Origin of the sequence: Bradyrhizobium sp. Ai1a-2 (genome assembly GCF_000426245.1) — a bacterium.
Taxonomy (GTDB): domain Bacteria; phylum Pseudomonadota; class Alphaproteobacteria; order Rhizobiales; family Xanthobacteraceae; genus Bradyrhizobium.
Genome location: NZ_AUEZ01000012.1, coordinates 90,402 through 102,442 on the forward strand (window position 1 = coordinate 90,402; position 12,041 = coordinate 102,442).

The 12,041-nt window shown below is 65.0% G+C and carries 11 protein-coding genes; 2 read left to right on the forward strand and 9 right to left on the reverse strand.

All coding sequences use genetic code 11. From position 1 onward, the window contains the following. The first annotated feature begins 45 nt into the window (after positions 1–45). Positions 46–1,125: a D-TA family PLP-dependent enzyme gene (locus tag K288_RS0111245; RefSeq protein ID WP_027579640.1), complete on the forward strand. Its 1,080-nt coding sequence runs from the start codon at positions 46–48 to the stop codon at positions 1,123–1,125. A gap of 47 nt (positions 1,126–1,172) precedes the next feature. On the opposite strand, the gene K288_RS54065 is transcribed toward K288_RS0111245, so the two are convergent. The 9 genes from K288_RS54065 to K288_RS0111290 all read right to left on the reverse strand — a co-directional run bounded on the left by K288_RS54065 (position 1,173) and on the right by K288_RS0111290 (position 10,883). Next, entirely contained in the window at positions 1,173–1,319 is a 147-nt protein-coding gene (locus tag K288_RS54065) for a hypothetical protein (RefSeq protein WP_201449662.1), read from the reverse strand. 307 nt (positions 1,320–1,626) lie between these two features. Next, on the reverse strand, positions 1,627–2,841 hold the full coding sequence (locus tag K288_RS0111255) for a TIGR03862 family flavoprotein (RefSeq protein ID WP_152535475.1): 1,215 nt from the start codon (positions 2,839–2,841) through the stop codon (positions 1,627–1,629). Positions 2,842–2,843: 2 nt separating this feature from the next. Beyond that, complete coding sequence (locus K288_RS0111260; RefSeq protein WP_027579642.1) at positions 2,844–3,761, reverse strand: SDR family NAD(P)-dependent oxidoreductase; 918 nt, start codon at positions 3,759–3,761, stop codon at positions 2,844–2,846. 119 nt (positions 3,762–3,880) lie between these two features. Next, positions 3,881–4,360 carry a MaoC family dehydratase gene (locus tag K288_RS0111265; RefSeq protein ID WP_027579643.1) on the reverse strand — a complete coding sequence of 160 codons (480 nt, stop codon included), beginning with the start codon at positions 4,358–4,360 and terminating at the stop codon, positions 3,881–3,883. A 4-nt stretch (positions 4,361–4,364) separates the two neighbouring features. Beyond that, a complete protein-coding gene (locus K288_RS0111270; RefSeq protein ID WP_027579644.1) occupies positions 4,365–6,098 on the reverse strand; it encodes an AMP-binding protein in 1,734 nt (577 codons plus the stop codon). Positions 6,099–6,234: 136 nt separating this feature from the next. Further along, positions 6,235–7,158 carry a 3-hydroxyisobutyrate dehydrogenase gene (gene mmsB / locus K288_RS0111275; RefSeq protein ID WP_256378822.1) on the reverse strand — a complete coding sequence of 308 codons (924 nt, stop codon included), beginning with the start codon at positions 7,156–7,158 and terminating at the stop codon, positions 6,235–6,237. Next, the gene (locus K288_RS0111280) at positions 7,151–8,224 is read right to left on the reverse strand and encodes an enoyl-CoA hydratase/isomerase family protein (protein ID WP_027579646.1); all 1,074 of its coding nucleotides are present in this window, start codon (positions 8,222–8,224) and stop codon (positions 7,151–7,153) included. The genes mmsB and K288_RS0111280 overlap by 8 nt, the downstream gene beginning before the upstream one ends. Then, on the reverse strand, positions 8,221–9,366 hold the full coding sequence (locus K288_RS0111285; RefSeq protein WP_027579647.1) for an isobutyryl-CoA dehydrogenase: 1,146 nt from the start codon (positions 9,364–9,366) through the stop codon (positions 8,221–8,223). Before K288_RS0111285 ends, K288_RS0111280 begins: the two co-directional genes overlap by 4 nt. A 20-nt stretch (positions 9,367–9,386) precedes the next feature. Continuing rightward, on the reverse strand, positions 9,387–10,883 hold the full coding sequence (locus tag K288_RS0111290; protein ID WP_027579648.1) for a CoA-acylating methylmalonate-semialdehyde dehydrogenase: 1,497 nt from the start codon (positions 10,881–10,883) through the stop codon (positions 9,387–9,389). Between the two features lie 176 nt (positions 10,884–11,059). On the opposite strand from K288_RS0111290, the gene K288_RS0111295 reads away from it, so the two are divergent. After that, positions 11,060–11,989 (forward strand): LysR family transcriptional regulator, encoded by a 930-nt coding sequence (locus K288_RS0111295; protein ID WP_027579649.1) that lies wholly within the window; start codon positions 11,060–11,062, stop codon positions 11,987–11,989. Positions 11,990–12,041: the final 52 nt, after the last annotated feature.

Below are 12,041 nucleotides of genomic sequence, written 5' to 3' on the forward strand. Positions count from 1 at the left end.
CGCTGCGCTCTACCCATCCTACGGCGTCGAACAGAGAGAAGAAGCATGACCACTCCCCTCGCCGCAAAAATCGCCCGTGAATATGGCACGCCCTGCGCCGTCATCGACATGGACCGCGTCGAGCGCAACATCGCGCGGATCCAGGCGGCCTGTGATGCGGCGGGCGTGGCGCATCGCCCTCATATCAAGACGCACAAGAACCCGATGCTGGCGCAGATGCAGATCGCGGCCGGTGCCAAGGGCATCACCTGCCAGAAGCTCGGCGAGGCCGAGATCATGGCGGATGCCGGGATCTCCGACATCCTGATCAGCTACAATTTGCTCGGCGACGAGAAGATGGCGCGGCTCGGCGCACTGCAGGGCAAGGCAAACGTTACCGTGGCGGCCGACAACTCCGTTGTTGTTGCAGACCTGCCGAAGGCGGCGGCTGCGTCGGGCCGCACGCTGTCGGTGGTGGTCGAATGCGATACGGGACGCAAGCGCGCCGGTGTCGAGACGCCGACTGAGGCGATCGCATTGGCGCGGGAGATCGCAGGCAGCAAAGGCCTGCAATTTGCGGGCTTCATGCTGTATCCGACCGAGACCGGCTGGGCGGACGCACAGAAATTCTTCGACGAGGCGCTGGCCGGCGTGCGCGCCCACGGCCTTGACGCAACCATCGTGTCCACCGGCGGCACGCCGAACCTGAAGAATCTCGGCAAGCTGAAAGGCGCGACCGAGCATCGCTTCGGCACCTATATCTACAACGACCGCATGCAGGTCGCAGCCGGCGTCGCCAGCTGGGACGACTGCGCGCTGCACATCTATTCGACGGTGGTGAGCCGCGCCGCTACGGACCGCGGCATCCTCGATGCCGGCTCCAAGACGCTGACCACCGATACCGGCGGGCTCGAAGGCCACGGGCTGATCCTCGAACACCCCGAGGCCAGGATCGCAAAGTTCGCTGAGGAGCACGGTTTCCTTGATCTCTCCCGCAGCAACACGCGCCCCAATGTCGGCGACGTCGTCCGCATCGTGCCCAATCACGTCTGCGTCGTCGTCAACATGATGGACGAGGTGGTGATGGTGCGCGGCGAGGAGATCATCGGCACGCTGCCGATCGCGGCGCGCGGGAAGCTGCGTTAGCTGGAGCGGCGTCAGCACCAAATCACGCGCGGTTAGCTGCGACGTCGCTACATTTCCGCGCTGACTGATCCGCAGGGCTTGAAGGTTTGGAGCGAGCGCCCGTGCAAGCACCCTTCATGTTTCTGGGCATAGGCAAGCACGCCCACGATGACCAAAGCCACCACGACCAATCCGGCTACGATGTTCTGCACCATGACTGCGCCACTCCAGCTCAACTCATGAACAAGGCGACCAGCGCGATCGTGCCCCGGCGCGATCGTGGGGATCAACGCCGGGGCGCGCCCCCTCTCGGCCGACCGGGGCTGGGGGCTGAGTGGTCAGCGAGAGGTCGCGCAGCCAAGGAGAGCATAACCGTCGAACTGATGGCAGTGCAAACTGTGCCGCGCTGCGCAAGAAATCCGGACGTCGTACGGTGCCCTTCGGCGCAGTGCAGCGAAGCCGATTAATTCCGGATCGGGACGAAGATGATGGGTTTCGCTCCGCTCTACCCATCCTACGCATCTACAGATTAAGCCACTTCAGCGCGCCGTTCCCCGCGGCGGCACCGGTCGCAAATGACGCCTGCAGCAGATAGCCGCCGGTTGGGGCTTCCCAGTCGAGCATCTCGCCGGCGGCGAAGACGCCGGGCAAACGGCGAAGCATGAAGTTGTCGTCGAGCTCGTCGAACGCGATGCCGCCGGCGGTGGAGATCGCGCGGGAGAGCGGTGCCGTGCCGGAAAGACGCAGCGGCACTGCGTTGATGAGGCGGGCGAGGTCGGCGGGAGACTGCGACGGCAGAGATGTCCCGGAGGTTTTCGCGACTTCCTGCAGCAGGCCTATGCCGATCGGCGCGAGGTTGAGGGCTTTGCGTAGGAAGTTCGAGAACGACTGCTTGCCCTTCGGCGTCGATAGCTTCGTGACGAGGTCATCGATCCCGAGATCGGGCCGCAATGCTATATGGAGGGTCGCCTCGCCGTCGCGGAGGATCGTCTCGCGCAGATCGGCCGATAGCGCATAGATGGCGCCGCCCTCGATGCCGGTGCGGGTGACGATCGCTTCGCCGCGCACTTGGTGCCCGCCGAAGCTCAGCGCGACGCCCTTGAGCGGCTGGCCCTCGAAGCGATCGCGGAAGATATCCGACCAGGCGACAGTGAAGCCGGAATTGGCCGGCCGCAGCGGCGAGATATTCACGCCTCTTGCGGCAAGCACATCCACCCATGCACCATCAGAACCGAGCCGCGGCCAGCTCGCGCCGCCGAGCGCCAGGACGGTGGCGCGAGCCTCGACGGCCCGTTGTCCTTCCGGCGTTTGAAACAGCAGGCGGCCGTCATTGTCCCACCCGGTCCAGCGATGCCGCAGCAAGAGCCGCACGCCGGTGCCGTCGAGCCGACGCAGCCAGGCCCGCAACAGCGGCGAGGCCTTGAACGCTTTCGGGAACACCCGGCCGCTGGAGCCGACGAAGGTCGGTTGCCCCAGCGCCTCGCTCCAGTCGCGCAACGCTTGCGGCGGGAATGCTTCGATCGCGGCCTCAAGATGCGGCATCGCCTCGCGATAGCGCGCGAGGAAGCTTGGCAGCGGCTCGCTGTGCGTGAGATTGAGGCCGCCGCGGCCCGCCATCAGGAATTTGCGGGCGGCCGACGGCATCGCGTCGTAGATCGTAACCTGTGCGCCGGCCCGCGCCAGCACCTCGGCCGCCATCAGGCCGGCGGGGCCGGCGCCGATGACGGCGATGGGCATCGTCAGAGCTTGATCCCTGCTCTTGCCGCCGCCTGGGCGACATACTTTTGCGTCTGCTCGAATGCGCCCTGCAACGCCTTGGCCTTCGACATGTCGCTGATGTCGGCGAAATGCGCGGCGATGGCGTCGGGGGTCCATTCGGACGGCGGCAGGTTGATGCCCTCGGTCTCAAGGATCCTGATCACCGCAAACGAGCCGGCGCCGGCGCCCATGATGGTGCGGGTCGGCGCGTCCTCGCTCAGCATGTATTCCACCGCCGGCGTGATCGCTTCCGGCTTCATCAGCGCGAGCGCCTGCGGCGGCAGCAGCTCTTCGGTCATGCGGGTGGCGGCCGTCGGCGAGACCGTGTTGACGCGGATGTTGTTCTTGCGGCCCTCCTCGGCGAGGACGTTCATCAGGCCGACCATGCCGGCTTTGGCCGCGCCGTAATTGGCCTGGCCGAAATTGCCGAACAGACCCGAGGACGAGGTCGTCAGCACGATACGGCCGTAATTGCGATCGCGCATGCCCGCCCACACCGCCTTGCAGCAGTAGAAGCTGCCGACGAGATGGACGTCCAGCACCTTCTGGAAATCGGCGACTTCGAGCTTGCCGAACGACTTGTCGCGCAGGATGCCGGCATTGGCGCAGAGCAGATCGACGCTGCCCCACTCCTTGGTGGCGCGCTCGACCATCGCCGTGACCTGCTCGAAATTGGAGACGTCGGCGCCGTCGGCCATGGCGGTGCCGCCGGTTTTTCGGATCTCCTCGACCACTGCTTCCGCCGGCGACAGCGAGGCGCCGGTGCCGTCGCGCGCGCCGCCGAAATCGTTGACCACGACCTTGGCGCCGCGGCTGGCGAGCCCCAACGCGTGCGCGCGGCCCAGACCATTGCCCGCGCCGGTAACGATGGCGACGCGTCCGTCAAACCTGATTGTCATGAAGTGTGTTCCCGGTTTGCCATGCCCGGGCTTGACCCGGGGATCCATCAAAAATCAGAGCGTTTTGAGCAGCGAAGGATGGCCGGGTCAAGCCCGGCCATGACGAGTGGGGGAACGGCTCAGGCGAAGTAGATCAGCGCGAGCCAGTCGGCGATCAGCGCCGGCTTGTCCTCGCCTTCGATCTCGACGGTGACATTGGTGCGCGACGCCAGCTCGTTCGGCTTGCGCAGCTTGGCCTCGGCAAGGACGAAGCGGCCGCGGACGCGCTTGCCGGAGCGCACCGGCGAGATGAAGCGCAGCTTGTCGAAGCCGTAATTGACGCCCATCGTCGTGCCCTCGATGACGGGCATCACCTGATAGGACATGATGCTGAGCAGCGACATCGTCAGGAAACCGTGCGCGATCGTGGTGCCGAATGCGGTCTCCTTCTTCGCCCGCTCGGGATCGACATGGATGAACTGGTGATCCTCGATCACGTCGGCATAGGTATCGATCCGCTTCTGATCGATCAGGTGCCAATCGGACACGCCAATTTCCTTGCCGACCATGCCCTGATAGGTTTCCAGGGACACCGGCGGCTTCGTCCAGACTTTATTCATTTCTCTAGTTCTCCGATCCCGTCGCGCGCACCCGCTGCAGCTCCGGGAATTCTTCCTCGCGGAACTCAACGCCACGCAAACTGTCTTCGCGATTATCCTCATGTTCGAGCCGGCGCAACTGCACACGGCGGATTTTTCCGGAGATGGTCTTGGGCAGCTCGGTGACCAGCTCGATCTTGCGGATGCGCTTGAACGGCGCAAGGCGCGTGTGCAGGTGGCTGAAGATCGACAAAGCCGTCTCCGGCGTGCGCTCGACGCCCGAGACCAGCAGCACATAGGCCTTGGGGATCGCGAGCCGGATCGGATCGGGGCTCGGCACGACGGCGGCTTCCGCCACCGCCTCATGCTCGAGCAGGACGCTCTCCAGTTCGAACGGGCTGATGCGATAATCGGATGACTTGAACACGTCGTCGGTGCGGCCGACGAAGGTCAAATACCCCTCCTCGTCGCTGAAAACGACGTCGCCGCTGCGATAGATCGCGCCGTCGGCCCCCGACAGCTTGCCGTCATCGCCCTGATAGCCCTGCATCAGGCCGGCGGGCCTGTCGGCACCGAGTACCAGCGTGACCTCGCCCTCCCGGGTCGGATTGCCGTCGAGATCGGTGATCTCGACGCGATAGCCGGGCAGCGGCCGGCCCATCGAGCCGATCTTGACCTTCTGGCCCGGCGAGTTGCCGGCCAGCGCCGTGGTCTCGGTCTGCCCATAGCCGTCGCGAATGGTCAGGCCCCAAGCCGCCTGCACCTGATCGATCACTTCCGGATTGAGCGGCTCGCCAGCGCCGCAGACCTCGCGCAGCGATACCTTGAAGGCCGACAGCTTCTCCTGGATGAACAGGCGCCACACCGTCGGCGGCGCGCACAGCGTGGTGACGCCGCAGCGGCCGATGGTCGATAGCAGCGACTTGGCGTCGAAGCGCGGCTGGTTGACGACGAACACGGTGGCGCCTGCATTCCAAGGCGCGAAGAGGCAGCTCCAGGCGTGCTTGGCCCAGCCGGGCGAAGAGATGTTGAGATGCACGTCGCCGGGCAGCAGGCCGATCCAGTACATGGTCGAGAGATGACCGACCGGATAGCTGCGCTGGCTGTGCCGCACCAGCTTCGGCTTGGCCGTGGTGCCCGAGGTGAAATAGAGCAGCATCGGGTCATCGGCCTTGGTCGGCCCATCGGGCGTGAAGATTTCCGACGCGTCTGCCGCCTGCTCGAACGGCAGCCAGCCGTCCTGCTGCGATGTTGCGCCGACCACGATGCGAACGAGCTTCTCGCTGCCGAGAGCGGCAAACTTTCCGACCTGATCCTGCGTTGCGACCACCGCCCTCGCCTTGCCGCGGTCGAGCCGGTCGCGCAATTCGTCTGACGTCAGCAAGGTGGTCGCCGGGATCACGACGACGCCGAGCTTGATCGCGGCCAGCATGGTCTCCCAGAGCGGCACGACATTGCCGAGCAGAAGCAGCAGGTGATCGCCGCGCTTCAAGCCTTGCGCGCGCAGGAAATTCGCAACCTGGTTGGACCGGCGCGACAGCGCGGCGAAGGAGAGCTTTGTCTCGCGGTCGCTGCCGGCATCGACGATCCACAGCGCCGCGCGATCACGGCTGTCAGGGTTTTGCGCAAGCTCCGCATCGAACCAATCCAGCGCCCAGTTGAAGGGCACCGGATCGGGCCATCGGAAACCCTTTACGGCGGTCTCGTAGTCCGTGCGATGCTGAAGCAGAAACGCGCGCGCTTCCTGAAAGGTCGTCATCAGGTCGTTCCTCCGCGCCCTTGTGGTCGCTAAACCGTAGCCCGGATGGAGCGAAGCGCAATCCGGGGCCGGTCGCGCCAGTGGACGAAGCTGTCCCGGATTTCGCTTCGCTCCATCCGGGCTACGAGTGAAAGCGTTATTTTCCGGCGAGTGCCCTAACGTGCTGGATAATTCCGGAAAAGTCGACCCCGCCATTCCCGGCCGCATCGAACGCCTTATAGATTTCCTGCGCGTGTTTGCCGAGCGGCGTCACCGCGCCGGCGGTGTTGGCGGCGTCCTGCGCCAGCGTCAGATCCTTCACCATCAGGTTCGCCGCGAAGCCGGGCTTGTAGTCGTTATTGGCGGGCGAGGTCGGAACCGGGCCCGGCACCGGGCAATAGGTCGTCAGTGACCAGCACTGGCCTGACGAGGTCGAGGCAACGTCGAACAGCGCCTGGTGCGAGAGCCCGAGCTTTTCCGCGAGCACGAAGGCTTCGCCGACGCCGATCATGGAAATGCCGAGGATCATGTTGTTGCAGATCTTGGCCGCCTGCCCTGCGCCGGCGCCGCCGCAATGCACGATCTTCTTGCCCATGTTCTCGAGCACGGGCTTGGCCGTGGCGAATGCCTTGTCCTCGCCGCCGCACATGAAGGTGAGCGTCGCCGCCTTGGCGCCGCCGGTGCCGCCGGAGACCGGCGCATCCACCGACAACACGCCATGCCTGGCCGCTAGCGCATGCGCCTCTCGCGCGCTTTCGACATCAATGGTCGAGCTGTCGATGATCAGCGCGCCCTTGGTCACCGCGGGCAGGACCTCGTTCCACACCGACAGCACGTGCTTGCCGGCCGGCAGCATGGTGATGACGATGTCGGCACCCTTCACCGCGGACACGCTGCTTTCGGCAATCGCAGCACCGTCGCTCTGGGCTTGATTGCGCGACGCCGCGACCAGATCGAAGGCGGTCACCTTGTGGCCCGCCTTCACCAGGTTGGCGGCCATCGGGCCGCCCATGTTGCCGAGGCCAATGAATGCGATCGTTGCCATCTCGATTTCCTCCCCGTCCTGTCTTCTATTATTTATCGAATGTCAGCTCGTCGGCGCCGATCCCGGCGAAGTATGGCGCCAGCATTTCCGGTGTCACCTCCTCGACGCGCGGCGGCGACCATTTCGGATTGCGGTCCTTGTCGATCACGGCAGCGCGCACGCCCTCGCGGAAATCGTCGCTGGCGAACACGGCGAGCGCGGCGCGATATTCCCGCACCAGGCATTCCTCGAGCGAGGATGATGTCCGCCCCAGCCGCAACAGCTTCAGCGTCACCACCATGCCGCGGGGCGACTTCTCGTTCAGCACCTTCAGCGTCGAGAGCGCGAATTCCGAGCCGTCGCGCTGCAACGATGCGATGATGTCCTCCATGCGATCGTGCGCGAACCAGGCATCGATCTTCGGCTGCATCGCCGCGACCGGACCCGACGTTTCGCCGGTCGCAAAGCCGTCGATCAGCTTCCTGACCTTGGCATGCGTCACGCCGGCGCCGACTTTGGTGAGCGCCTCGCGCAATTCAGGCAGTTTCGACGACAGCACCACGGCGTCGGCGAATTTGGCATAGATCGCGTCGGGCCCGTTCATGGTCTGCCCGGTCAGGCCGAAATAAGCGCCGAGCTCGCCGGGCGAGCGCGACAACAGCCAGGTGCCGCCGACGTCAGGAAAAAAGCCGAGCCCGACTTCGGGCATTGCCAGTTTCGTGCGCTCGGTGACGACACGGTGCGAACTGTGGCCGGACAGGCCGACGCCGCCGCCCATCACCAATCCATCCATGAACGCGACATAGGGCTTCGGATATTTCGCGATCCGGGCGTTCATGATGTATTCCTGGCGCCAGAAGCGCTTGCCGAGATCGCCTCCCGCCTTGGAGCTTTCATAAAGCCCGCGGATGTCGCCGCCGGCGCATAGGCCGCGCTCGCCGGCGCCTTCCAGCAGCACGACGGCAACAGCAGGATCGTTCTCGAACCGGTCCAGCGCCGCGTCGATGCCCTCAGACATCTCCAGCGTCATGGCGTTGATCGCCTTGGGACGGTTGAGGCGGATCACGCCCGCCGCTCCTTCGCGGCGAACGATCAGGTCGCCTTCCTGTACGGCAGCATTCATCGCGCCCCCTCGATCATCTTGCGCGCCACGATCAGCCGCATGATCTCGTTGGTCCCTTCCAGGATCTGGTGCACGCGCAGATCGCGCACGATCTTTTCGACGCCGTATTCGCTGAGGTAGCCGTAGCCGCCGTGCAGTTGCAATGCCTGGTTGGCGACTTCGAAGCCAACATCGGTGCCGAAGCGCTTTGCCATCGCGCAAAGCTTGGTCGCCTCCGGGTCCTTGCGGTCGAGCGCGGCGGCGGCGCGCCAGAGGAAAGTGCGCGCGGCCTCCAGTTCGGTCGCCATGTCGGCGACGCGGAACTGCAGCGCCTGGAATTCGTCGAGCCGCTTTCCGAAGGCCTTGCGGTCCTTCATGTAGGCGAGCGCCTTGTCGAGTGCGCTCTGCGCGCCGCCGAGCGAACACGCGGCGATGTTGAGCCGGCCGCCGTCGAGGCCGGCCATCGCGATCTTGAAGCCGATTCCCTCCTCGCCGAGCCGGTTCTCGACCGGCACGCGCGCATTCTCGAAGATCACGGCGCGGGTCGGCTGCGCATTCCAGCCCATCTTGCGCTCATTGGCGCCGAGCGAGAGGCCGGGCGTATCGGCGGGGATGACCAATGTCGAGATGCCGCCGGGACCATCGCTGCCGGTGCGGACCATCACGACATAGAGGTCACCGCCGCCGGCGCCCGAGATGAACTGCTTCTGGCCGTTCAGCACGTAATGATCGCCGTCGCGCACCGCACGGGTGCGCAGCGCCGCTGCATCCGAGCCGGAGCCGGGCTCGGTCAGGCAATAGCTGGCCAGCAACTCCATCGTGCAGAGTTTCGGCAGCCACTTCTGGCGTTGGGCGTCGTTGCCGAAGGCATCGATCATCCAGGACGCCATGTTGTGGATGGAGATGAAGGCCGACGTCGTCGGGCAGCCGGTCGCGAGCGCCTCGAAGATCAGCGCCGCGTCGAACCGCGTCATCGCCGAGCCGCCGACATCATCCTTGATGCAGATGCCACCCATGCCGAGGGCGGCGGCCTCGCGCATCACCTCGACCGGGAAATGCTTCTCCTCGTCCCAGCGCAGCGCATGCGGCGCAATCTTCTCCGCCGCAAACGCCCGCGCCATGTCGCGGATGGCGATCTGGTCCTCGTTGAGAGCGAACTGCATCGCGCCCGCCTCTGACGAGGTCACTTCATCGTCGGGATCGAGAACTCCGCGCCTTCCTTGACGCCCGATGGCCAGCGCGAGGTGACCGTCTTGGTCTTGGTGTAGAAGCGGACGGAGTCTGGACCGTGCTGGTTGAGATCGCCGAAGCCCGACTTCTTCCAGCCGCCGAAGGTGTAATAGGCGATTGGCACCGGGATCGGCACGTTGATGCCGACCATGCCGACATTCACCTTGGCAGCGAAATCGCGCGCCGCGTCGCCGTCGCGGGTGAAGATCGCAACGCCGTTGCCGTAGTCATGGTCGGACGGCAACGCCAGCGCTTCCTTGTAGTCGTGCGCGCGCACCACCGACAGCACCGGGCCGAAGATCTCTTCCTTGTAGATCCGCATGTCCTTGGTGACGTTGTCGAACAGCGAGCCGCCGAGATAGAAGCCGTTCTCGTAGCCCTGCATCTTGAAACCGCGGCCGTCGACCGCGAGCGTCGCGCCTTCCTTGATGCCGATGTCGATATAGCCCTTGACCTTCTCGACCGCCTCGCGCGTCACCAGCGGGCCGTAGTCGGCGGACGGATCGATCGAGGTGCCGATCTTCAGGCTCTCCACGCGCGGGATCAGCTTTTCCATCAGACGGTCGGCGGTGGTCTTGCCGACGGGAACGGCGACCGAGACCGCCATGCAGCGCTCGCCGGCCGAGCCGTAGCCGGCACCGATCAGTGCGTCGACCGCCTGGTCCATGTCGGCGTCGGGCATCACGATGGCGTGATTCTTGGCGCCGCCGAAGCACTGGCAGCGCTTGCCGGTCGCGGCGGAGCGCTCGTAGATGTATTGCGCGATCGGCGAGGAGCCGACGAAGCCGATGGCCTTGATGTCGGGATCGTCGAGGATGGCGTCGACCGCCTCCTTGTCGCCGTTGACGACATTGAGGATGCCCGGTGGCAGCCCAGCCTCGATCATCAATTCCGCCAGCATCATCGGCACGCCAGGATCGCGCTCGGATGGCTTCAGGATGAACGCATTGCCGCAGGCGATCGCGGGCGCGAACTTCCACATCGGGATCATCGCGGGAAAATTGAACGGCGTGATGCCGGCGACGACGCCGAGTGGCTGGCGCAGCGAATAGATGTCGATGCCGGGGCCGGCGCCTTCGGTATATTCGCCCTTCATCAGATGCGGGATGCCGATCGCAAACTCGACCACCTCAAGTCCGCGCTGGATGTCGCCCTTGGCGTCGGGAACGGTCTTGCCGTGCTCGCGCGCGAGCATCTCAGCCAGCTTGTCATAGTCGCGCTGCGCCAGTTCCAGGAACCTCATCATGACGCGGGCGCGGCGCTGCGGGTTGGTCGCCGCCCATTCGGGCTGCGCCGCCTTGGCGTTCTCGACCGCGGCGCGCAGCTCGGCCTTCGAGGCGAGCGCCACCTTGGCCTGCACATCGCCGGTCATCGGCTCGAAAACGTCGGCCGTCCGGCCCGAGGTGCCCTTGACCTCCTTGCCACCGATGAAATGTCCGATAGAGCGCATGAGAACCTCCCTTCGTCCCGGCCGGACGCCTGATCCGCACCTATAGTTTCGACGCGTTTTCTTCACGCGAACCGGAATCCACTTCGCTCGAAAACGCTCCAGATCGCTTTACAAACCCTATTGACCCGCATTTTATGGGATTCAAGTCCGATAAATTGCACCATAGATGTGCGGAAATGCTGGATCAAGGCGGCGCGATCGACTGGGATGATTTTCGCTTCGTGCTCGCCATCGTGCGCGGCGGATCGGTGTCGGCTGCGGCAAAACAACTCGGTGTCGATCATGCCACAGTGATCCGGCGTGTCGACCGGCTGGAGCATCACCTTTCGGCGAAGTTGTTCGACCGCCGCAAGACCGGCTACCTCCTCACCGAAGCCGGCCAGCGTGTCGCCGACAGCGCGGAGGCAATGGAATCGACCATCGTCGCCAACCAGGAGGCGGTCGGCGGCTCGCGCGCGCATCTGACCGGCACGGTGCGGATCGGGGCGCCCGACGGCTTCGGCAGCCACTTCCTGGCCTCGCGTCTGGTGAAATTCACCGATAGGTATCCGGATGTCGATCTGCAGCTGGTGGCGACGGCGCGATTGTTCAGCCTGTCGAAGCGCGAGGCCGATATCGCGATCAGCCTGTCGATGCCGAAGGAAGGCCGCATCGTCGGCCGCAAATTGCTCGACTACAGCCTCGGGCTTTACGCTGCACCCGCCTATCTCGACCGCGCGCCGAAGATCACTGCGCGCATCGACCTGCCGACGCATCGCTTCGTCGGCTATATCGAGGAACTCCTGTTCACGCCCGAACTCGACTATCTGCCGCAGGTCTCGCCCAAGATTTCCGCCAAATTCCGTAGCGCCAATCTGATCGCGCAGCTCAACGCGACCATCGCCGGCTACGGCATCGCGGTGCTGCCGCATTTCATGGCGACATCGCATCCGGAACTGCGCCCTGTGCTGCCGGAGGACGTGCGCATCTCACGCACCTTCTGGCTGTTGATGCATGCCGACAGCAAGGACCTCGCCCGCATCCGCGCCGTGGCCGACTACATCTACGAGACGGTCGAGGACGAGCGCGCGCTGTTCAATGGAAGCGAGCCGCGCAACGATTTGTAGGTTGGGCAAAGCGCAGCGTGCCCACCTTTTCTTGCACCGAACGTAGGATGGT

Excerpts from the sequence above, each read along its gene's own strand:
- K288_RS0111245 (WP_027579640.1), top strand. The coding sequence starts at position 46 with ATGACCACTCCCCTCGCCGCAAAAATCGCCCGTGAATATGGCACGCCC.
- K288_RS54065 (WP_201449662.1), bottom strand. The coding sequence starts at position 1,319 with ATGGTGCAGAACATCGTAGCCGGATTGGTCGTGGTGGCTTTGGTCATC.
- K288_RS0111255 (WP_152535475.1), bottom strand. The coding sequence starts at position 2,841 with ATGCCCATCGCCGTCATCGGCGCCGGCCCCGCCGGCCTGATGGCGGCC.
- K288_RS0111260 (WP_027579642.1), bottom strand. The coding sequence starts at position 3,761 with ATGACAATCAGGTTTGACGGACGCGTCGCCATCGTTACCGGCGCGGGC.
- K288_RS0111265 (WP_027579643.1), bottom strand. The coding sequence starts at position 4,360 with ATGAATAAAGTCTGGACGAAGCCGCCGGTGTCCCTGGAAACCTATCAG.
- K288_RS0111270 (WP_027579644.1), bottom strand. The coding sequence starts at position 6,098 with ATGACGACCTTTCAGGAAGCGCGCGCGTTTCTGCTTCAGCATCGCACG.
- K288_RS0111280 (WP_027579646.1), bottom strand. The coding sequence starts at position 8,224 with ATGAATGCTGCCGTACAGGAAGGCGACCTGATCGTTCGCCGCGAAGGA.
- K288_RS0111285 (WP_027579647.1), bottom strand. The coding sequence starts at position 9,366 with ATGCAGTTCGCTCTCAACGAGGACCAGATCGCCATCCGCGACATGGCG.
- K288_RS0111290 (WP_027579648.1), bottom strand. The coding sequence starts at position 10,883 with ATGCGCTCTATCGGACATTTCATCGGTGGCAAGGAGGTCAAGGGCACC.
- K288_RS0111295 (WP_027579649.1), top strand. The coding sequence starts at position 11,060 with ATGCTGGATCAAGGCGGCGCGATCGACTGGGATGATTTTCGCTTCGTG.